Origin of the sequence: Tumebacillus sp. BK434, from assembly GCF_004340785.1 — a bacterium.
Lineage (GTDB): Bacteria > Bacillota > Bacilli > Tumebacillales > Tumebacillaceae > Tumebacillus_A.
Genome location: NZ_SLXS01000006.1, coordinates 13,402 through 34,704, shown reverse-complemented (window position 1 = coordinate 34,704; position 21,303 = coordinate 13,402). Strand labels below are relative to the sequence as shown.

The 21,303-nt window shown below is 58.4% G+C and carries 22 protein-coding genes; 5 read left to right on the top strand and 17 right to left on the bottom strand.

Going from position 1 to position 21,303, the window contains the following annotated elements; translation table 11 throughout:
- Positions 1-61: 61 nt before the first annotated feature.
- Complete coding sequence (hrcA, locus tag EV586_RS15295; RefSeq protein WP_132945991.1) at positions 62-1,102, bottom strand: heat-inducible transcriptional repressor HrcA; 1,041 nt, start codon at positions 1,100-1,102, stop codon at positions 62-64.
- Between the two features lie 163 nt (positions 1,103-1,265).
- On the opposite strand from hrcA, the gene EV586_RS15290 reads away from it, so the two are divergent.
- On the top strand, positions 1,266-2,363 hold the full coding sequence (locus tag EV586_RS15290) for an AbrB family transcriptional regulator (RefSeq protein WP_165898633.1): 1,098 nt from the start codon (positions 1,266-1,268) through the stop codon (positions 2,361-2,363).
- Between the two features lie 15 nt (positions 2,364-2,378).
- Here the strand turns inward: EV586_RS15290 and EV586_RS15285 are convergent, their stop codons facing one another.
- The 9 genes from EV586_RS15285 to gpr all read right to left on the bottom strand — a co-directional run bounded on the left by EV586_RS15285 (position 2,379) and on the right by gpr (position 11,763).
- Positions 2,379-3,311 carry a PD-(D/E)XK nuclease family protein gene (locus EV586_RS15285; protein WP_132945989.1) on the bottom strand — a complete coding sequence of 311 codons (933 nt, stop codon included), beginning with the start codon at positions 3,309-3,311 and terminating at the stop codon, positions 2,379-2,381.
- A 36-nt stretch (positions 3,312-3,347) separates the two neighbouring features.
- Positions 3,348-4,484 (bottom strand): radical SAM family heme chaperone HemW, encoded by a 1,137-nt coding sequence (gene hemW / locus EV586_RS15280; RefSeq protein WP_132945988.1) that lies wholly within the window; start codon positions 4,482-4,484, stop codon positions 3,348-3,350.
- A gap of 13 nt (positions 4,485-4,497) precedes the next feature.
- Entirely contained in the window at positions 4,498-5,817 is a 1,320-nt protein-coding gene (locus EV586_RS15275; protein WP_132945987.1) for a tetratricopeptide repeat protein, read from the bottom strand.
- A 160-nt stretch (positions 5,818-5,977) separates the two neighbouring features.
- On the bottom strand, positions 5,978-7,786 hold the full coding sequence (gene lepA / locus EV586_RS15270; RefSeq protein ID WP_132945986.1) for a translation elongation factor 4: 1,809 nt from the start codon (positions 7,784-7,786) through the stop codon (positions 5,978-5,980).
- A gap of 80 nt (positions 7,787-7,866) precedes the next feature.
- Positions 7,867-8,373, bottom strand: a complete 507-nt coding sequence (locus EV586_RS15265; protein WP_132945985.1) for a hypothetical protein — start codon at positions 8,371-8,373, stop codon at positions 7,867-7,869.
- Positions 8,374-8,486: 113 nt separating this feature from the next.
- The gene (locus EV586_RS15260) at positions 8,487-8,843 is read right to left on the bottom strand and encodes a DUF3679 domain-containing protein (protein ID WP_132945984.1); all 357 of its coding nucleotides are present in this window, start codon (positions 8,841-8,843) and stop codon (positions 8,487-8,489) included.
- A 79-nt stretch (positions 8,844-8,922) separates the two neighbouring features.
- Positions 8,923-10,089, bottom strand: a complete 1,167-nt coding sequence (gene spoIIP, locus EV586_RS15255; protein ID WP_132945983.1) for a stage II sporulation protein P — start codon at positions 10,087-10,089, stop codon at positions 8,923-8,925.
- 120 nt (positions 10,090-10,209) lie between these two features.
- Positions 10,210-10,662 (bottom strand): DUF4871 domain-containing protein, encoded by a 453-nt coding sequence (locus tag EV586_RS15250; protein ID WP_132945982.1) that lies wholly within the window; start codon positions 10,660-10,662, stop codon positions 10,210-10,212.
- A 69-nt stretch (positions 10,663-10,731) separates the two neighbouring features.
- Positions 10,732-11,763, bottom strand: a complete 1,032-nt coding sequence (gene gpr, locus EV586_RS15245; protein WP_132945981.1) for a GPR endopeptidase — start codon at positions 11,761-11,763, stop codon at positions 10,732-10,734.
- Between the two features lie 173 nt (positions 11,764-11,936).
- Between gpr and rpsT the strand changes: the two genes are divergently transcribed.
- Positions 11,937-12,203 carry a 30S ribosomal protein S20 gene (gene rpsT / locus EV586_RS15240; protein WP_132945980.1) on the top strand — a complete coding sequence of 89 codons (267 nt, stop codon included), beginning with the start codon at positions 11,937-11,939 and terminating at the stop codon, positions 12,201-12,203.
- A gap of 99 nt (positions 12,204-12,302) precedes the next feature.
- Here the strand turns inward: rpsT and EV586_RS15235 are convergent, their stop codons facing one another.
- The 4 genes from EV586_RS15235 to EV586_RS15220 all read right to left on the bottom strand — a co-directional run bounded on the left by EV586_RS15235 (position 12,303) and on the right by EV586_RS15220 (position 16,511).
- Positions 12,303-12,587 (bottom strand): alpha/beta-type small acid-soluble spore protein, encoded by a 285-nt coding sequence (locus tag EV586_RS15235; protein WP_132945979.1) that lies wholly within the window; start codon positions 12,585-12,587, stop codon positions 12,303-12,305.
- Between the two features lie 41 nt (positions 12,588-12,628).
- The gene (gene holA, locus EV586_RS15230; protein ID WP_132945978.1) at positions 12,629-13,663 is read right to left on the bottom strand and encodes a DNA polymerase III subunit delta; all 1,035 of its coding nucleotides are present in this window, start codon (positions 13,661-13,663) and stop codon (positions 12,629-12,631) included.
- A gap of 75 nt (positions 13,664-13,738) precedes the next feature.
- Positions 13,739-15,169 carry a phosphoglucomutase/phosphomannomutase family protein gene (locus EV586_RS15225; protein WP_132945977.1) on the bottom strand — a complete coding sequence of 477 codons (1,431 nt, stop codon included), beginning with the start codon at positions 15,167-15,169 and terminating at the stop codon, positions 13,739-13,741.
- A gap of 154 nt (positions 15,170-15,323) precedes the next feature.
- Complete coding sequence (locus EV586_RS15220; protein ID WP_132945976.1) at positions 15,324-16,511, bottom strand: NAD(P)/FAD-dependent oxidoreductase; 1,188 nt, start codon at positions 16,509-16,511, stop codon at positions 15,324-15,326.
- A 160-nt stretch (positions 16,512-16,671) separates the two neighbouring features.
- Here EV586_RS15220 and uvsE point away from each other — a divergent pair, with 160 nt between their 5' ends.
- Positions 16,672-17,640 carry a UV DNA damage repair endonuclease UvsE gene (uvsE, locus tag EV586_RS15215; RefSeq protein WP_132945975.1) on the top strand — a complete coding sequence of 323 codons (969 nt, stop codon included), beginning with the start codon at positions 16,672-16,674 and terminating at the stop codon, positions 17,638-17,640.
- Between the two features lie 110 nt (positions 17,641-17,750).
- Here the strand turns inward: uvsE and EV586_RS15210 are convergent, their stop codons facing one another.
- Together EV586_RS15210 and EV586_RS21645 are read right to left on the bottom strand one after the other, a co-directional pair.
- On the bottom strand, positions 17,751-18,689 hold the full coding sequence (locus EV586_RS15210; RefSeq protein ID WP_165898632.1) for a cation diffusion facilitator family transporter: 939 nt from the start codon (positions 18,687-18,689) through the stop codon (positions 17,751-17,753).
- 216 nt (positions 18,690-18,905) lie between these two features.
- Complete coding sequence (locus tag EV586_RS21645) at positions 18,906-19,028, bottom strand: hypothetical protein (RefSeq protein WP_279388302.1); 123 nt, start codon at positions 19,026-19,028, stop codon at positions 18,906-18,908.
- A 263-nt stretch (positions 19,029-19,291) separates the two neighbouring features.
- Here EV586_RS21645 and EV586_RS15205 point away from each other — a divergent pair, with 263 nt between their 5' ends.
- Positions 19,292-19,561 carry an autorepressor SdpR family transcription factor gene (locus tag EV586_RS15205; protein WP_132945973.1) on the top strand — a complete coding sequence of 90 codons (270 nt, stop codon included), beginning with the start codon at positions 19,292-19,294 and terminating at the stop codon, positions 19,559-19,561.
- 16 nt (positions 19,562-19,577) lie between these two features.
- The gene (locus EV586_RS15200; protein ID WP_132945972.1) at positions 19,578-20,219 is read left to right on the top strand and encodes an SdpI family protein; all 642 of its coding nucleotides are present in this window, start codon (positions 19,578-19,580) and stop codon (positions 20,217-20,219) included.
- 19 nt (positions 20,220-20,238) lie between these two features.
- Here the strand turns inward: EV586_RS15200 and EV586_RS15195 are convergent, their stop codons facing one another.
- Complete coding sequence (locus EV586_RS15195; RefSeq protein ID WP_132945971.1) at positions 20,239-21,210, bottom strand: DUF3231 family protein; 972 nt, start codon at positions 21,208-21,210, stop codon at positions 20,239-20,241.
- Positions 21,211-21,303 lie beyond the last annotated feature (93 nt).

Below are 21,303 nucleotides of genomic sequence, written 5' to 3'. Positions count from 1 at the left end.
CCCTATTGATTTGCAACAACAACTAGCAAAACGGCACGTATCAAGTATGGACACGCGACATCTATTTATACAGATGCTGAAGCAAGGCGGATAGATTGTTCGCCAAGCCCTGCATCACCATAATCGTCCGCGCGTAGTCCATCCGCGTAGGTCCGACGACGCCGATCGTGCCGACCGGCTTGCCGTCTAATGTGTAGGCGGCGGTGATCAGCGAGCAGTTGTGGAACGTCTCGTGGTCATTTTCCGCACCGATGCGGATCTGTATCCCCGGTTTGTGATGGGCCGGGTCGACGAGGCGCACCAGATCTTCCGTCTGCTCAAACATGTCGAGCAGCGGCTTCAGCTTCTCCACCGTGCGGAACTCCGGCTGGTTCATGATCATCGTCGTGCCGCCCAGATACAGTTTGGACTGTTCGGTGTCCTGCACTTCGGTCATCTGATCGAACAGCATCATCGCCGAGTCAAACTGCTGCGAGTAGCGCTGCAGCTCCTGCGCGATCTCTGTGTGCAGGCGGGCCTTCAGCTCCGGCATCGGAACACCGACCAGCTTGCGGTTCAAGAGCTCGATGTAATTGGTGATCGACTCGACGGCGATCCCGTCCGGGATCGAGACCATGCGGTTCTCCACATGCCCGTTGTCCATGACGATGATCGCGACCGCCTTGCGGTCCTGCAAGGGCACCAACTGAATCTGGCGCAGCTTGGCGGACATCAGCTTCGGACCGAGCACGATCGATGTATAATTGGTCAGCGACGACAAGATCGTGGCCGACTGCTGCACCACCTGCTCCATCTGATCGATCTTCTGCAGGAATTCCATGCGCAGATCGTTCGAGCTGTACGCAGGCTCCGCATCTGACGGCGTGAGCAGATGATCCACATAAAAGCGGTATCCTTTTTGCGAAGGAATGCGCCCGGCTGACGTATGCGGCTGTTCCAAGTACCCCAATTCCTCCAGGTCTGCCATTTCGTTGCGAATGGTGGCAGGAGAAATCGACACATCCGGCCGTTTGGAGATGGTACGGGAGCCAACCGGTTCAGCCGTAAGAATGTAATCATCTACGAGTATTTGTAAAATGATTTTCTGGCGGTCCGTCAACATGATGGCCCAGTCTCCTTTGTTGTTAGCACTCAGAGTGACCGAGTGCTAATTTCTATAATGAATGTAGCAAAAACGCGCTTCCGTTGTCAACGGAGACGGTGTAATTTTTTGTGAGATCATGTACAGTAAGAAGATACAACACCGTTCCGGGGAGGTGCCGCCTATGACCAACTCTGCACAGCCGCGGGCCGTCTCCTTTTTCGAAACGCTGGCCATTGCTCTTGCCGGCGGCGCATTGTTCACTTTGATCCAGATCCCGCTGCCGTGGATGCTCGGCCCGCTGTCGTTCGTGATGATCTGGCAGCTGATCAGCAAACGCCAGCTCTACTGGCCGCCCTTTTTCCGCGATCTGTCGTCGCTTGTGCTCGGCTACATGCTCGGCGCTTCGATCACGCGGGAGACGGGCTGGCAGATCCTCCATCACCTGCCGTCGATGGCGGTGGTCACCGCCCTGACCGTCTTTTTCTCCTGCACGCTCGGCTATTGGGTTGCCAAAGGTGCAGGGGTCGGCGTATACAGCGGCGTGTTCGGCAACGTGCCGGGCGGGCTGACCCAGATGGTGCTCGTCTCGGAGGAAATCGAAGACGTCGACGCGACGGTGGTCACGTTCATGCAGATGATCCGCTTGCTCGGCGTGATCTTCATCGTGCCGTTTCTCGCCGTGCACGGGCTGGCTGACGATCTCGACATGCCGCTCAACGCCATGCTGACCCAGAGCTTGCCGGTCCTGCCTGCCATCCCGTGGTACGCCTATCCGTGCTATGTGCTGGTCGCCCTGTTTGGGGCCTGGGCGGGCAAACAGATCAAGCTGCCTGCCGCCGTGCTGACCGGGCCGCTGATCTTTACCGCCCTCATCGTGCTGATCGGCCTGCCTGCACCGCAGCTGCCCGGCGGCGCGATCACCGTCGCCCAGCTGCTGATCGGCGTGCACATCGGCCTGCAGATGAACGTGCAGAGCCTCGGCAACATCAAGCGCCTGACCGCGTTCACCGTGCTGTCGTCTGTCGTGCTCGTCCTGTTCTCTCTGCTGCTCGGCATCGTCTTGTCACAGCTGACCGGCATGGGCGTGACGACCGGCTTCCTCGCCACCGCCCCCGGCGGCATCGCCGAGATGGGCATCACCGCAGCGCTGGTGCATGCCGACCTGTCGATGGTCACGGCCTACCAGCTGTTCCGCATTTTCTTCATCATGTTCGCCGTCCCGCCTCTGCTCAAATGGTGGATCGGGCGCGGCAAACAAAGAAGCAGACAGGCCGCCTAGACAGCCTGTCTGCTTTTATTTGTGGCGAACGGTGCACACTTTGCGATAGTTGCAATACCGGCAGCTGCGCGGCTCCAGCGCCGGACGGAAATCCTGCTCCGGCCGCGGCTGGTTGGCTTGAACGTCGAGCAGCATCAAGTCCATCTCCAGCGCGCTGTCGACGATCTTCTGTTCGATCGCTTCCAGCCCCGCTGCGTCGACCGTGTCCTTCTGGCACTTGCCCTGCAGCAAATACTCCGTGCGGATCTCGATCTGCTCCAACGGAGCACCCAGCTCCCGGTGCAGGTAGTAGGCGTAGAGCTGCAACTGTTCGTCGATGCGCTCATCTTCAAGCCCCGTCTTCCAGTCGATGATCACGTACTGCCCGCCCTCATGCCGATACAAGGCGTCGAGTTTGACATAGACCTTGTTTCCCTGCACAAAAAAGGTGTTCAGACGCTCCGACTCGACCAGCCGGTACTCCGGGTTACGGATCACCTCATACAGGCTTGCGCACTGCAGAAAGTGATCGAGGCAGATGTCCATCCGCTTCTTGATCTCCCCGACCCCATGCTTCGGCAGCTGCTTGTCCTCCGAGTAATACATCTCCGCAAACATCTTCCGCCGTTTCGGCGCTTCCCACCACTGCGCTTCATCGCGCGATTCCACAAACGCCTGGTTGAGCAGATTGCGGATGCGGTGGTACAGCTCGTCGCGCAGAAAGCCGACGCCTTTTTGCTCCCAATGGTTGATGTACATCTCGGCGACGCCGTGCAGCGTTTCGCCAAAGTAGAGATAGAGGTTGAGCAGGTTTTTCAGCCGGTACAGCGTCTGCGCTTCCAGCGGCGCATCGGCCCGCCACCCGTTGTGCGAGCCGTAGTAGTGATAGTAATACTTGCGCGGACATTCCTGAAAAAACTGATCGCGCGAGTGCGACCACGATTTTTCCGGAAACTTCCCGAATGCCATGTTGCTTCCCCTCTCCCGTGCCGAGCGCTTCTCCCCTTATTCCAAAAACGCCGCGTACACCTCGTTCGCCAAAAAGATGCCCTGCTGCGTCAGGCGCACCCCGGCGGCGTCGACCTGCAGCAGGCCCAATTTTTCAAAGCGGAGGAGGATGTCCCCGAACACGTCTTGCATCGCCACGCCGTGCTTGTCCCGGAAGCGGGCGAAGGAGACGCCTTCCATCAGGCGCAGGCCGAGGATCATCGTGTCTTCCTGCTGCATCCGCTCGTCGATCACTTCCTGCTCGACGACGGGGCGGCCGCCTTGCACGGTGGTCTCGATGTACTCCGGCACATTTTTCTGATTGATGTAGCGCAGGCCGCCGACATAGCCGTGTGCGCCCGAGCCGACCGCCATGTACGGCTCGTTGCGCCAGTAGACCTGATTGTGGCGCGAGCGGTGCCCCGGCTTGGCGAAGTTGGAGATCTCATACATCTCATAGCCCGCGCCGCGGAAGCCGTCGATCACCATCTGGTACATCTGCGTCTCTTCCTCCTCCGGCGGCAGGATCAGTTGCCCCCGGTTGTGCCACGTGTAGAACGGAGTGCCTTCCTCGACTTTGAGCGAATAGGACGACACGTGTTCCGGCCCGAGATCGATCAGCGCCCGCAGCGTGCGGTCGAGCGCTTCCAGCGTCTGTCCGGGCAGGCCGAACATCAGATCGAGGTTGATCGAGTTGAACCCGGCCTGGCGGGCCAGTTCCCACGACCGGTAGACGGCATCGCGGTCGTGCAGCCGCCCGAGCTTGACCAGCAGGTCGTTCTCGAAGCTCTGCACACCGAAGCTCAGCCGGTTCGCGCCGTGGTCTTTCAGCACGCTCAGCTTGTCGGGATCGACCGTGCCCGGATTGGCTTCGACGGAGATCTCCACGCCCTCGCGCAGCGGAAAGTGGCGGTGCAGCATCTGCATCATCCGCTCAGTCTGCCGGGCGTCAAACATCGTCGGCGTCCCCCCGCCGAAAAACACCGTTTGCAGCGGCTCATGATCATAGGCGGCGGCGACCAGCTCCATCTCGCGATCCAGACCGTCCAGATAGCGGTCCATCACGTCGGACGTCGAGACATAGGAGTTGAAATCGCAGTAGTAGCATTTCGACGCGCAAAACGGAATGTGTACGTACAAAGAAGAAACGCGCATCTGCTTCTGCACCTTACACAAACATCCGCAGCGACTGCACCGGCGACTCGATCTGGAAGCCGAGGCGCGGCGCGTTGATGTTCTCGCCGACCTTCAGGAGATGGGCGCGCTCTTTGTAGTACGTGATCACGCGGTCGAGCTCCGCCTGATTGACCGCTTCCAGGCGGTCGAGGATCGCATGTCCGATCACTTCCGGCGGCGCCGTCATCGCCGGGCGATGCTTGCGTTCGCCCTCCTCCGTCACCTGTACCGTCTCTTCCCACGGCATGCGGTGCGCCTGGTCGAGGTAGCCGACCATTTCCGGGCACAAGCCTGCCTGCTGGGTGAAGCCAAGCGCAAATGAGAACAAGGTGACATTGGGGTTGCCAGCGATGCGCGGCGCGATCATGTCCACTTCGTTCGTCCACGTCGCGACGACGAGCCCTTTCATCGGCGATTCCAGCGCTTGCGGGTTGGCGAGCTGCACGCCGAGCATCTCGGACAGCGCAAATGCGACCGGGGCGGCCGTCATCGAAGTCGGCACGATGTAGTCAAATTTCGTGAAGCCCGGCACTTCCTGTACCATGCGGCGGAACGTCTCCAGCACGATCGCCACGTTCAGGAAACCGTAGTTGATAAACACATAGCGGCCGTTCAGGTCGGTCTGCTTCTCCAGATCTTCGTCAGACAGGCGCAACAACGGCGTGCCGTACTGTACAAAGTGCCAGTCGCGCAAATTGTTGTCGCGCGGCGGGAACGCTTCATAGCGCTCGATCATGCCTTTGAGGATGTTCAGCGTGACCGGCTCCTGCGCCGCTTTTTGATACTCCTCTTCGATAAACGGCACGACCGCTTTCGTCGCGTCGATGTCTTTGAGCAGCATGGAGATGTAGCCGACGTAAAACGCCGTGTTCGGCGACGGCGCCATCTCGTGCGCGTGTTTGAAATGCTCCACAGCAGCTTCCAGATGGAACTCCTTCATCAGGCAGTAGCCCAGCTCGAAGATCGCGTTCGCCGCCATCGGCACCAGCTCGATGACGCGGGACAGCGGGTTCAGCGCCGGACCAAACTGCTGGTCGGCCATCAGCGTGTGCGCCACTTTGTAAAACGCTTCCGGGTCGCCCGGATTCATCACGCAGTATTCGAACACTTCGGCGCCTTTGTCCAGATCCATCATGCGCAGGACAAACGAATAGCGCTCGTAGATGCGGATGTCATAAAAGTCGGAGCGCATCGCCGTGTGCAGCACGTCCTGCGCTTTCTCGTAATTTTCTTCCGCCATCAAGTCCTCTATGTAACGCAACATCTCATCAATCTGCTGCTTGTCCATCACGCGTTTTTCTTGTTCAGCCATCGTGGGTGATCCCCTTTCCCTAACCGTTACGGAATATTATAGGGCACATCGCAGCCAGAATCCAGTTCTGCCGGCGGCTGCCGGACGGTAATTTTCAGAAGATTCCCCGCATTTCAGACAAAAAGACGCTCCGCTTAAGGAGCGTCTCTTGCCTACAAAGCTAGTCGATCTTCAAGACCGCCATAAATGCTTCTTGCGGTACTTCGACAGAGCCGACTTGCTTCATGCGTTTTTTACCTTCTTTTTGTTTCTCCAGCAGCTTGCGTTTGCGCGAGATGTCGCCGCCGTAACACTTGGCAAGAACGTTCTTGCGGATCGCTTTGATCGTTTCCCGGGCGATGACCTTCTGCCCGATCGCCGCTTGGATCGGCACTTCGAACATCTGGCGCGGGATCAGTTCTTTCAGCTTCTCGCACAGTGAGCGGCCGCGGCCGTATGCTTTGTCCTTGTGGACGATGATCGACAGGGCGTCGATCGATTCGCCGTTCAGGAGCACGTCCATCTTCACCAGCTGCGACTCTCGGTAGCCGATCAGCTCGTAATCGAACGACGCATAGCCTTTCGTGCTCGACTTCAGACGGTCGAAGAAGTCATAGACGATCTCGGTCAGCGGCACTTCGTAGACCAGCGTGACGCGGGTCGCGTCGAGGTAGGTCATGTCGATGAAGTTGCCGCGCTTCTCCTGACAGAGCTCCATCACGGTGCCGACAAAGTCTTTCGGCACGATGACCGATGCTTTCACGTACGGCTCTTCGATGCGTTCGATGCGCTGCACATCCGGCATTTTCGACGGGTTGTCGATGTCGATCTTCTCGCCGCTGGTGGTGTAGACGTGGTAGACGACAGACGGTGCCGTCGTGATCAGCGTCAGGTCGAACTCGCGCTCCAGACGCTCTTGGATGACTTCCATGTGCAGCAGGCCGAGGAAGCCGCAGCGGAAGCCAAAGCCGAGCGCTGTCGACGTCTCCGGCTCGTATTTCAGCGCCGCGTCGTTCAGCTCCATCTTCTCCAGCGCGTCGCGCAGGTCGTTGTATTCGCCGGTGTCGACCGGATAGAGGCCGCAGAACACCATCGGGTTGATCCCGCGGTAGCCCGGCAATGCTTCGCTCGCCGGTGCTTCGACCAGGGTGACCGTGTCGCCGACACGGGTGTCGCGCACGTTTTTGATCGAGGCGTGGAAGTAGCCGACATCGCCGACCATCAGGGCGTCAACCGGCGTCGCACGCGGCGACAGCATGCCGCACTCCACCACTTCGTACTCGGCGCCGGTCGCCATCATCCGGACTTTCATGCCCGCCTTCAAGGTGCCGCTTACGATCCGGATTTGCACGATGACGCCTTTGTACGGGTCAAAATGCGAGTCGAAGATCAGCGCCTGCAGCGGCGCGTCCGGGTCGCCTTGCGGAGCCGGGACTTTCTCCACGATCTGCTCGAGGATCTCTGCGATGCCGATGCCTGCCTTCGCCGATGCGAGCACCGCGTCCGAGGCGTCGAGGCCGATCACGTCTTCGATCTCCTGCTTCACGCGGTCCGGCTCGGCGGACGGCAGGTCGATCTTGTTGACGACCGGCACGATCTCCAGATCGTTGTCCAGCGCCAGATAGACGTTAGCCAGCGTCTGCGCTTCGATGCCCTGCGCCGCGTCGACGACGAGCAGAGCGCCTTCGCAGGCGGCGAGGGAGCGCGAGACTTCATAGGTGAAGTCGACGTGTCCCGGCGTGTCGATCAGGTGAAGAATATACTCTTCCCCGTCTTTCGCCTTGTAGTTCAAGCGTACCGATTGCAATTTGATCGTGATGCCGCGCTCGCGCTCAATGTCCATGTTATCGAGCAGCTGATCTTGCATCTCGCGAGATGTGATCGCGCCGGTATATTCCAATATACGGTCAGCCAGCGTGGACTTCCCGTGGTCGATATGTGCAATAATCGAGAAATTGCGGATTTTCTCCTGGCGTTTCTTGGCGTCCATCGAGTGCACTCCTTCATTCGTGTCAAAGAATACTGCACATCATTATACACGATAAGTCAGGGTAGCACCACTGGTCAAAGTCAGCCTTGCTTCCGCTTGCCCCACGGCTTGAAATAGGAGATGAGGATCAGCGCGAACATCCAGAGAATGTTGATCGCCGCCCCGCCGACCAGCCGTCTGCTGTTCAGCACGAAATCGTCGTTCTGCAGCGCCCCCGCTTTTTCCGCGCCTGAGATCAGCACCGCATCCCCGAGCCAGTTCGACAGCCCGAAGATGCCAAGCAATATCAGCCCCGCCGTCACGACTTCTTTGACGATGATCCAGTAATGCTTGGTCAGCCCCCAGTGCGTTTTCACCGACAAGATCACGCCGGTCAGCAGCGTCCCCAGCGCCGAGTATTTCAGCATCGCCTCATCCACCACATGCATGATTTCATACGTAAAGGCCAGCCGTTCCCCTTCCTCCACATTCAATCCGTAGATCCCCAGCACCAGCATGCACATCGCGCCGCCCATCCAGGCGACGATAAACAAGAGGTGCAGCGTCAAGAGCCAGTTTTTCTGCTGCAGCGTCAGTCGTTTTGTCATTCTTTTCGCCTCCTTTGCCCCTACTGTACCAGCACAATGTTGGGAACTTTTGAAGACGGGAAAAAAAGCCCCGCAGCGATCTGCAGAGCTTGTCTGGCTTCCGGTTTTCACTTCTACTTCAACACCCACTCTTCCAGCTTCCCGAGCACCGACTTCGCCCCGGACTGCATCCAGTTACCGATGTTCATCGACAGTTCGTCCAGCGAGTCGGCGACCGCGCTTTCACGGCCTTCCAGCGAGTTGCTCAACTCATCGGCCCACGGCACTTTTGTGCCGGTGACGTTTTTGCCCAAGATCTTCAGGTCGACCTCGCCGCTCTTCGTGCTTTGCACCGCCAAGGCCTGAGGATCGTCCGTACCGACGAGCGAGTTTACGCCTTTTTCCGCCGTCGCAATGCCAAACAGCACCATCAGTGCCAGCAGCACCAGCAGCACGCCGTACAGCGCGGTTTGTTCGATTGCGTTTTTCAACGTCTGCTCAGCTCCTCTCTCATCCCTTGGTACATCAGTATCCCCAGTCAAAAGCTGCCTCTATACCCTGCTTCCCGGCCTACTTCTGCGCCGGTGCTTCCTCCACCGTCACGCCGGAGTCCGATTCTTGCAAATCTTTCAGATACGCTTCGGTCACCTTGGCCAGCGCTTTGGACGTGCGCTCCACTTCGGCCAGCGTGTTGTACGGACCGCCGATTTCGATCAGCACCATGTTCGGGCTGAGGTCCTGGTTGTAGCGCGTGTCAAAATTCGCATTGTACGGCCGCGCCCAGACCCCGCGGGACAGCCCCGGGTACATCGTTTTCAGGTAGCCGTCCAGCTTGGCGGCGACTTCCGCATTCTGTTTGTAGTTCGGGTTGCCGCCGCCGACGATCCAGTACACCGCCGCGTACTCTTCGCCGTTCACTTTGCGCGTTGTCGCTTCGCGCTCGCCCGCGTCGCGGTGAATGTCATAGACCAGCTTGAGGTCTTTCTGCTCGCCAAGCACCTGTTGCACCGTTTTGCGCGAGTAGTCATACGCATCATCAAACGGGAACTGCCAATAGTCCTCCGTCGTCTGCATCCCTTGAATCCCGGCGGTCTGCAGTTCGCCAAGCAGCCATTTGCCGGCCTGCTCGATGTTCTTCACCCCGTCGTATGCGAGGTTCGGGTTGGTCTTGCCGATGTCCGGCAAGAACGACTCGCGGTTGTGCGAATGGTAGACATACACCTGGGGCTTGTCGCTTTGCACCGGCTCCACTTTTTCACGCGGTTTCGGGTTCAAGTTCGGCGGCAGTTCGCCGAAGTCATGATCGGACGGCGGCGTGTCGTACGCCGGGTCGGGTGTCAAAAGTTTGAAATCTGCGACCGCCATGCCCGGAATCTGATAGCCGAGCAAGGTCAGCGGATTGGAGGTGTCGATATCGGTAAACACATAGAGCAGCATGCTGGCGATGCTTTTCGGATAGGGAGCGCCCTCCGCCGCCATCGGCACCGAGGCGGCAAACATCGGGATCTCCTGGGAGAGCATCGTCCCGAGCGACTGCCCGGAGATGCTGTGCAGGATGCGACCGGCGATGCCCTTCTGCCCGCCGCCCGCGATCAGCTGCACCGACAGAATCCCGGTGATGATCGCAAACGCGGCCACAGCCAGCGTCATCGTCACGATCGTCGTCCGGGCCTTGTGCCCGGAAAAATTCAGCGTATAGTAGCGAAAGCGCCGCTTGCGGTCTTCGTCCCGTTTCATCTCGGCCGGCCTCCTTTTGGCTTGTTCTTATCCCTACTCTATGAACTTTGCTTGCTAGATATGACAAGCCCGCAAGAAAAGGAGGAGGCGAGAGCGCTGCTCTCACCTCCTCCTGTTCAGTTATACATGGATCACAATGCTCCCATAGTGAGTATCCGCTTTTTCCCCAACGTACACATCGAGCCGCCAGATCCCTTTCCCCGGCAATTTCACCAGCGACGGGGCGTGCGCCGTCGCGCCGTTCAGCGGGCCGCCCAAGAGCCCTTGGAAGACCTCCGTCTGCGCGCCGGTCTCCTTGCTCACCGCCACGACGCGAAACGACCCGGTCAGCGCCTTCGGATCGCCCCAGAAATGCCACATCAGCTTCTGCCCGTCCGAAGTTATCGTCGCATCTATGTACGCGACCTTGCCTTCAATGCCGCGCATTTTATAATTCCCTGCCGTAAACACAGGGCTCTCCGTCCATCCGTCACTGTCGGTCACAGCAGCCTGCGGTTCCTTCAGCCCCAATTCTTCATCAAAGCATCCGCTCAGCACCACGGCAAACGCCAGCGCTACAACCATCTTTCTCATTTTTTTACACCTCCTGCCTGATCTGACGCGCAGAGCCGGCGTTCGGTTACAGGGCGGACTCGAAAAATTCTAATGTGTGAACAGACTCGCATCATCCATCGAGATCGCGTCGTGCAGCGCGACATTCAGCCCGTTGGCCAACACGTTGGCGATATCTTCCACAAACGTATCGACTTCCTTTGGCGTCACCATCAGGTTCTGCCCGAGCGGCTGGAGCAGTTCGAAGATCAGCTGCTTCTTCTCCCCTTCGTCAAAGCCGCCGAGCAGCTTGGTCATCCCGTTCCCCGGCACGTCACGCTCCAGACGCTGCACCAGGAGGTCCATCGCATCGGACGTGATCGTGACCGCATCGACCACCGTCGGCACGCCCACCGCGATCACCGGCACCCCGAGCGATTTTTTGTTCAATCCTTTGCGCTTGTTGCCGACACCGGCACCGGGCGAGATCCCAACATCGGCGACCTGGATCGTCGTGTTCACCCGCTCCAGCGACCGGGCGGCCAGCGCATCGACGGCGATCACCAGATCCGGCTTGATTTTCTTGACGATCCCGTGCACGATCTCGCTCGTCTCGATCCCGGTGATGCCGAGCACGCCGGGCGCCACCGCTGCGACGGGACGGTAGCCGCCCTGCTCGACCAGCTCCGGCATGTGGTCGAACAGATGGCGGGTCACGAACAGGTTGTCGCACACCAGCGGCCCCAGCGCGTCGGGCGTCACCTTGCGGTTGCCAAGCCCGATCACCAGCACGGTCGCCTCCTCCGGCAGCGAGACGAATTTTTTCAGCTCCTCGGCAAACTGCTCTGCGACCCGCTTTTGCAGATCGGGGTCTTTATAGCGCAGCCCCGGCACTTCAAACGTCAGGTAGTTGCCGACCATCTTGCCCATAATCTTTGAGCCGACCTCATCTTCGATCGACAGCCGGGTGATCGTGATCCCGTCAAGCTCTTCGCTCGACGATTTGACGCCGGGAATCGTGCCGCCGTGCTGCGGCGAAAAAATCTGATGCGCCTCCAGCGCCAGGTCTGTATTCACGCTGTACGAATTCCAATCGATCTCCGTCTGCTCCGCTTGTCTTGGAAAACGAAACTCTCTTGCCACAGACTTCACCTCATCATCCAGATAGATTCGATGCAACAAACTTATCCAGTAGAGTAACAAAACCCCTGCGAAAATATGCAAATCGGCAGAACGGTTGCATTCTAGCAATGCCCATGATAAAATATCACTTGTGCTTTTTATGGATATTGCACTCGATATGGAGGTGAAAATAGATGCCGAACATCAAGTCCGCTGTAAAACGCGTAAAGACCACTAGCGTCCGCACGCTCCGCAACGCTGCTGCTAAATCTGCTCTGCGCACTTCCATCAAGAAGTTCGAAGCAGCCCTGGCTTCCAACGATGCGAACACCGCTGAATTCTTGAAGCAAGCAATGCGTTCCCTGGACAAGGCTGTAACCAAAGGCCTGGTTCACAAGAACACTGCAGCTCGCAAGAAGTCCCGCCTGACCAAGAAGTTCAACAAATCGAACATCGCGTAATGGCGTATTGATAGTGATGGCTTTATCGCTTTGGCGCCAAAGCAGTGAGGCTTTTACTGTAACAAGAAAACGACCCTTTCATGAGGAAGGGTCGTTTTTTTATTGGTTCGAACGATCTTGCTGCTGTTCGTTCATCATTTGCATCTGGGCCATGGCGATCAGCTTCTTCACCATCTGCCCGCCGATCGGACCGCCGACTTTGCCCGCTTCACGCGCGGTGAGCTCGCCGTTGTCGCCGTCCTTTTGCAGCGGGATCTGCTGACGCTGTGCCGATTCGAACTTGGCAGCTTCCGGCGTCATCGTGTTCATCACATCCGCCTTGAGCTGATCGAGCGCACTGCGGGCTTCCGGTACGAGAAGCCGTCTGCGTTTGCGACGTGCCATTCACCGTCACCTCCACCCGTAGTGTCCCCGAAACGCCGCCTTTAACTCACCTTTTGCGGCAAAGACAGCAAAAACATCTCCAGCGCCGTCCGGTCGTTCAACTGCCCGGTCTTGATCTTGTAGTCGATCTCGGCCAGCTCCTGCAACAGCCTCTCCAGCACTTTCACCGAAAAACGGTTGCCCTGCTCTTTCGCCACTTTCGTCGCGTACGGGTGAGCGCCGACCTGCTGGGCGATCTGCTGCAGGGAATACCCGCGCCCGCTCTGCACCTTCACCTGATGCATGATCCGCACTTGGCGCGTGATCATGAACAGCAGCTTGATCGGCTCTTCCTTGTTTTTCAACAGGTCATACATCATCCGCATCGCCTTGTCGATGCGGACGCGCACCACTTCGTCGATGAACACAAAAATATTCTGCTCCATCGTCCGCGTCGCCAGCGCATCGACCGACGCTTCCTCGATCATGCCGCCTTCGCCCGCGTACAACGCCAGCTTCTCGATCTCGCTGCGCAAGAGCCGCAGGTTGGTCCCGACCGACAAGATCAGCCGCGCGATCCCGTCCGGCGTGATCCCCACGCCTTGGCGGCGCACCTCCGCGCCGATCCAGTCCCGGCATTCCGTTTCCTTGAGCGCCGTGAACTGCACCACACAGGCGTTTTTCTGCGCCGCCTTGGTCAGCTTTTTCCGCTCGTCGAGCTTCTCCGCATTCACCGTCAGGATCAGCGTCGTGAACGGAGCGGGATGCTCAAGATAGCGCTGCAGCGCATCCGGATCATGATCGACCCGCGGCGACTTGCCGGACGTAAAAGCCAGGCAGTTCTGCACATGCACCACTTTCTGCTCCGACAGAAACGGGATCGTCTCCGCTTCCTGCACGGCGAGCTGTATCGGCGTTTCATCATAATGAATCCGCGTATAGTTAAAATCGTCGATCCCGCCCGGCAACGCCTGCTGCTGGATCGCCTGCACCAGATCATCGATCAAAAGCGCCTCGGTGCCGTACAGCAGATACACCTCGCGCAAGACACCCTTCTTGAGTTCCCCCATCACATCGCGAAAACTGAGTGCGCCCATCTCTCTCCACCTCTCACAGACCCCAATAGAAGAATTGTAAGAGAAGACAGCACCTCCGTCAAACGAGCCCTCCGCTTACAAGGAGAGCCCCAGCGCCTCCAGCAGCGCCCTTTTCAGCCCGGCAAGCTCCCTGGCATCCTGCGCCTCCAAATAAATCCGCAACAGCGGCTCCGTCCCCGACGGGCGCACCAACACCCACGCCCCGGATGCGAACGTCAGCTTCACTCCGTCTGTCGCCGTCTTGCCCGTCACGTCCCACAGCCCGAGCCGCGCATCGCTCCAGTCCTGCATCACCTGCAGCACCAGCTCCTTTTGATCCGGCGTCGTTTTGACGTCTAGGCGCTCATTGACGAACGACCCGTACAGCGCACCAAGCTCCGTCAACAGCTCTTTTGGCGACCGCCCGGTGCGCGCCCGGAGCTCCAGCATCAGCAGGGCCACGAGCAGGCCGTCCTTCTCCGGCAGATGCTCCGCCACCGACAGCCCGCCGCTCTCCTCGCCGCCGATGCCCGCTCCGCTCAAAATCTCCTGCCCGATGTACTTAAACCCGACCGGCGTCTCCACGACCGGCACCCCGTGCGCCGCCGCGATCCGGTCGATCAGATGCGTCGTCGCCACCGTCCGCGCCACTTTTTTCATCATGCCCTGACGCGCCAAACGCGAGTGGGTCAGCAGCGCAAACACTTCATTGGGCGTCACATACGCCCCGCTCGGGTCGAGAATCCCAAAGCGGTCCGCATCCCCGTCCAACGCCAGCCCGAGGTCGGCGCCCTGCTCCCTCGTCAGCCGGGCCAGCTCCTGCAACCGCTCGGCCGACGGTTCCGGCAAGCCCCCGCCAAACATCGGGTCGGGCGTGTTGCGCAGCGCAGCCAGCACCTGCACGCCGAGCTCCTGCAAGATCGGCTCCAGATACCCGATCCCCGCCCCGTGCATCGGGTCGAGCACCACCTTCAGGCAGGCCTTACGGATCAGGTCCCCGTCGACCGCCCGTTTCAGCAACTGCCCGTAACTTTCGCGCGGAGAAACGGCCGTAATCGTACCCGTCCGCGACGCCCGCGCATACGGTGTTACATGCACGTCGATGCGACCCGATTCGACCTCCCGTACATAGCGGGTGATCTCATCTGTGATCTCCGGCGTCGCCGGCCCGGCATACTGCGGGATGAACTTGATCCCGTTATACTCCGGCGGGTTGTGGCTCGCCGTCACCATCAGCGCCCCCGCTAAGCCCGCTGTGACGATCATCGACGCCACCGCCGGCGTCGGCGCAGGGGCGTCGCAGAGCCGCACTGCGATCCCGTTCCCGGCCAGCACCTCCGCCGCCCGCTCCGCAAACAAATGGCCTAAAAAGCGGTTGTCAAACCCGATCGCCACCGGCTTCCCGTCCAGTCCGTGCGCCTTGATATAGCTGGCGACCGCTTGGGTCACAATCGCAATATTGGCAAACGTAAACTCCTTCGCAATCACACCGCGCCAACCGTCGGTGCCAAACTTGATCACAGACATGCTTCTCCTCCTCCTCACTCGCTTCCCGGTCTTCTGTCAAATTATAGTGGACAATATCAGACACCATGCGTAATAAATTGCGACAGGTGAGCAAACTAATGGACGGCAGCAAAAAGCCCTCTTTTGCCAATGACAAAAGAGAGCTTGTTCTCGCCTACGAGCCTTTGCGCTTCAACTGGCCGCGTTTCAACGACACCATGCGCAGCCCGCCGAGGCTCCACAGGTACTTCACTTTTGAAGCTTCCTTCATCAGCGACGCCGATACGCCGACCGCGTGCAAGCCTTTGACGCTGCCGACGCCAAACTCATGCCCGATCGAAGCGAGCGTCCCCAGATTCACAAAGCGGAACGGCTCCAGTGCTCGGCCATGCAAGAGGTTCGCCAGATTCTTTGCCGCATGGTCGCCCATCTGTGTTGCCGCCTGACCGGTCGGGGGCAGCGGACGCCCGTCCTCGCCGGGAAATGAAGCAGAGTCGCCGATCACAAAAACGTTGGCGTGCTCGACCGCCTGCAGGTACGCATTGACCACCGCCCGCCCCCGCGGGTCGGTCTGCAGTCCGGCGGCGGCGAGCAGCGGGTTGGCGCGGACGCCGCCCGTCCAGATGATCGTCTTCGCGTCGATCACCTCGCCCGTCTTCAGTTCCACCTGGTCCCGGAGCACCTTGGTGATCGCCACGCCGGTCAGCAGTTTGACGCCCTTTTTCTGCAGCGCGCTTTCGGCCGCCGCGCGCAGTTCGTCAGACAGCATCGGCAGAATCGTCGGCGCCGCTTCAATGTTCACCAGCTCCACCTTCGAAAACGGCACCCCGTACCGCCCGGCCAGCTCCGGCAGCCATTCGGCCAGCTCGCCGCACAGCTCCACACCGGTCAAGCCGGCGCCGCCGACGAGAACGCGCAGCTTGCTCTCGTCCCGATCTTCATGATACGTTGCAAACGCCCGCTCCACATGATCGTGGATCTGCCGCGCCGTCTCCAGCGAGCGCAGCAGCAGCGCATGCTCCTTCATGCCGGGAATCCCAAAGAACTCCGGCGCGTTGCCCAGGGCGACCACTGCGTAGTCGTACGTCAGCTCGCCCCGTTCGGTCAGCACCTTGTTCTCCTTGGGACGCAGCTCTTTGACCACATCCAGCTGCACAGTCGACGACTCCCGGCGCAGCACATCGTGCAGATTGACATAGTACTGCTCAAACTCATTGCGCCCGCCCGCGGGCTCGTGCAAAAGCGTCGTAAAATAGTGATACTCATGCTTGTTGACCAGCGTAAACGGCAGCCCGGCCTGCTCCAGCTCCACCGCTGCGGCCATGCCGCCATAGCCGGCACCCAGAATCACGATCTTCGCCATCACACACCACTCCTATCCGTCAAGACTCTCTATCATCTAGTGTTGCATCATCCTAGAAAAGTCATGCCGTATCAACTTGTGAAATCATTCACCCACTACCAATATACACAGCGTTGTCACAGAATGTTCCTTTTTTCACAACCAAAATGGGGGAAACGTTATGAAAATCCGCTTAGGTTTTGTCGCCATGTCCCAGCATCTCAAAAATGCCTCGCCGTCCCAGACGATGACGGTGACCAACTTCCAAAAGATCATCAACCGCGAAGCGGGCCTGCGCAAGCTCACCCGCATCGCCGCCTCCAACATCCAGAACTCCCTGCGCGTGCTGCGCCATGCCCATGCCCACGGTCTGCACGTCTACCGCTTCACCTCCAAGCTGATCCCGCTGCTCGGCCATGAGCTGACGGCCGACTGGGATTTCTGGGGCAAGCTCGGCCCCGAATTCGCCGAAGTCGGCGATTATATCAAAGCCAAAGCGATGCGCGTCTCCTTCCACCCCGACCACTTCACCTTGCTCAACTCCAAGTCCCAAGATGTGGTCGCCAATTCTGTCCGCGACCTCGAGCGCCACGTCCGCATGTTCACCATGATGGGCCTCGACGAGCGGGCCAAGCTCGTCATGCACGTCGGAGGCAGCTACAAAGACAAAAGCGAATCGCTGGCCCGCTTCGCCGCCAACTGGCAGCTCGTGCCGCCACACGTCCAAGCCCGCCTCACCCTCGAAAACGACGACAAAACCTACACGGCCGCGGAGACCTTGCAGCTGTGCGAGCAGCTCAACATCCCGATGGTGCTCGACATCCACCACCACCGCTGCAATCCGGGGAACGAAGACCTGCGCGACCTCGTCCCCCGCGTTTTCCGTCTCTGGGAACACACCGGCCTGCCGCCGAAAATCCACGTTTCCTCCCCCAAGGACGCGGACAAGCCCACACATCACGCCGACTACATCGACCCAGGCGACCTGCTGCCCTTCCTCGACCTCGTCCACGAGCTCGGCGGCAGCGACCTCGACATCATGGTCGAAGCCAAACAAAAAGACGACGCCGCCATGCGGCTCGCTGAAGACTTGTCCCAAGTCCCCGGCATCACCCGACATGACGGCGCCACCTTCACTTATCAAAAATAAGCAACGCACGAAGTTGCCCTCTCCCGGCACCCCATGCGCGACGTTTCCCGCTCAGCAGCACATGGGGTCTCCCTCGCAGGGAGGAGCTCCTCACCCCTTCCTGCGACCGTTTACTGCATCACAATCAATTCATCGCGCATCTCCGGACAAGCCACACAGTGCCCGTTCATCTCCACCACCGTATGGAAACAAGTTCGGCAAGACCCCGTCTCCAACTGCACCGTCACATGATGCACGCCAAACCTTTCCAGCATCATCTGCTGCGCCTTGCGGATCACCAGTTCCCCTTCGGAAATCCTTTCCACAGCGACCGCCAAATGCACGCTCATAAAATGCTGCGTCGGCGTCAAGCTCCACAGATGCAGGTCGGTCACCGCCGTCACGTCCTCAATCGCCAGCAGCTCCCGTTCCACCTCTTCCGGTTCGATGTGCTGCGGAGCGAACTCCAGCAAAATATGAGCCCCTTCCCACGCCATCTTCGCCGCTCCGGCCATGATCACCACGCCGACCAGACCGCCCAAAATGGCGTCCACCCAATACCAGCCGGTAAAATAGATCACCGCCGCACCGATCAGAATCGCCACCGAAGCCAATGCATCGCCCAAAAAGTGCAGCCAAGCCGACTTCGCATTCATATTGTCCTTCTCCTGACCGAGCAGCCAGGTCAGCGCCGTATAGATCACCAACCCGACCGCCGTCAGCCCAAACACCCAGCCGCCTTGCACCGCGACCGGATGAAAGAACGCCTGCACCGCTTCGATCACAATATAGACTCCGACACCGACCAAGAGCAGGTTGGCCATAAACGCCGTCACAATCTCCGCCCGATACATGCCAAACGACTGCTTGCGGGTCGCCGGCTTCACCGACTGCTTCAGCCCCCACCACGACAGCGCAAGTGTGACCAGATCCCCGGCCAGATGCCATCCGTCCGAAATCAAGGCCAATGAGCCGGTCATATAACCCCCGATGATCTTAATCAAAAACACGATAAATGTCAGAATCATTCCGTACCGAATCAACTTCTCCGATCTTGCCGACAGCTGCATCTGCCTCAACCTCCTCATCCCAACTCCTTATTATCATCATATTACCACGATAACAGCCGTAATTCCACAAAAACAAAAGGTAGACCCTATATTTTCAACCGAGAATGATTGTCATCGTCATTTTCAGTCGATAATTGACATTGATAATCTTTATCACTCCCAAAAACCAACAGGAGCCCCCGATCACTCGGGGACTCCCGCAGGAAGATGGATGGATTAGTCGCAGCGAACTTGCGTAGTTTGCACCGGGTAGCAGATAGGTACGAGCAGGAAGAACAGAACGAAGATGATCAGGAATACAACCGCCCAACGGGTGTAACCGCCAAAAGCACCGTACATTTCACAACACTCCTTCAATCAAAAATGTTTGTGTATCACTTCACACTGCTATCTAATGCGTCAACCCGCCTTTTCGGAAAGGCACTTGTACCTGTCCCCCCAAAATAGGCATCACATCAGGCCGCTCCCTATGAACAGCCTTGCAATTGCTCCCGTACCGACGATCGCCTCGCCACTTCCCGCCTTGACACTTTGCAGAAAATATGTTTTTATGGAATTAGACATTTAGACACTTTTCTAAATCTCGAAGGGAAGCGAACCTATTGACTTTAAACCAAGCTTTCAAGGCTCTGTCCGATCCGACCCGCCGCAAGATCCTCGATCTGCTCAAAGAGCGGGACATGACGGCCGGCGAGATCGCCGACCAGTTTCGGATGACCAAACCGAGCATCTCCCACCACCTCAGCCTGCTCAAACAGGCCGACCTCGTCTGGGATGAGCGCCAAGGCCAGCATATCTACTACTCCTTGAATACCACCGTCTTCCAAGACCTGCTCAAATGGGTTCTCCAATTTTCTGCAGACAAGGACTGAAAGGACTGATACCGTGATGAAAAAACACATTCTTCCGTTTCTGATCATCCTCATCTCCATCGGAGCAAGCATCTGGGTCTACCCGCAGCTGCCCGACCAGATTCCCACGCACTGGGGAGTGAATGGAGAACCGGACGACTACTCCTCCAAATTGACCGGCATCTGGCTGGCTCCGGTGCTCATGATCATCGTCTATGCCGTGCTCCAACTGATGCCGAAGATCGACCCCAAACGCGCCAACTACCCGCGTTTCGCTTCGAGCCTGTACCTCGTCAACAACTTGCTGATGCTCTTCTTCCTCGGCATCCAAGCGGTCGTGATCTCCAACTGGCTCGGCTACGACTTCAACATAGCGCGCTTTGTCCCGGGGCTGATCGGCCTGCTGTTCCTGCTCCTCGGCAACTATATGCCGCGCTTCCAGCAGAACTATTATTTTGGCATCAAAACGCCGTGGACCCTGTCCAGCCCGGAAGTCTGGCGCAAGACCCATATCTTCGCCGGCCGCGTGTTTGTCATCACCGGGGCGCTGCTTTTGCTCAGCCTGTTCCTGCCCGCTGCGTGGATGTTCCCGTTCCTGCTGATCCTCGTCCTCGGCAGCTCGCTGCTGATCTTGGTCAGCTCCTATTACTTCCATAAAAAACAAGGCAATGTACGATAATGTACATTGCCTTTTTGCTTCACACTTGCGGCGGCTGCTCCAGCCAGCCTTTTTCGATCACCAGCTGTGCACCGTCCGAAGCGAACTCCAGCGTCTGAGCGATGCATTTCGTGTACATCGACACCAAGTCCCGCCGCATCGAAGACGACAGCCCGACCCCGTAATTGCTGATCCCGGCCGTGTTCAGCGCGTCCACATGAGCGAGCATCAGCTTGTCTGAAAACGGCGGCACGTTTGAGTTGGTGACTTCAAAATAAGGGTTGACCGCAAAGACCACTCCTGCCTGCCGCAGTTCATCAGCAAACAACGAGGCAAACTTCATCGCCAGCTCATACCCGCGCTCCAGATACTTGCGCACGTCCTTGTCCTGTGCGGTCTGGAGATACCCTTTCAGCACCGTTGCGCCCAGCGCATTGATCTCCTGATTCAAAAACAGATTCGCAGCCTCCTGAGCGAGCAGCGGGCGCTTGTCCCAGATGCCGCTCAAGAAGCTGTCATCCTTCACCATGTCCACCTTTTCCGGCAACGTGACGAACGGCGGGCGCGTATAGACACCTTTTTCCAGCATCATCGAAATCTGCCGGTTGTTCATCTCATTGAACCGCAGCAGCCGCTCCGAAAAGAACTCCCGAACATCTTCCCTGGCTGACAGCGAGGCGGACATCGCGTTGAGCGTCTGCACGATCATCGTCCTGTTTTTCAAAAAGAACAGCAGCGTGACATCCGAATACAGCCGCGGCGCATCCCGGCGTGCATCCGCTGCGGTAAACCCCAACGGCTCCGGAATCCCTTCCTCGCGAAAAAGGGCTGCCACCGCGCACATATCTTCCTCACAATGGGTGTGCGCCTGTTGCAGAAGCTGTTGCACATCCGGGTCTTCCACATTCCCCAGAAAATAATCAAACATCTGCCTGGTCATGCTGTCGCTTATGTAACTGCCCCATAAGAGCGAAATTTCAGCCGAAGTGAGTTTTACATGAGTATGTGCCATCCTGTATGTACCTCCAATACCATGCCCAACTACACGTAGCTTGCCCTTCACAACATCGCATATTCACATCATTAAAGACAGGTATTCAGCATG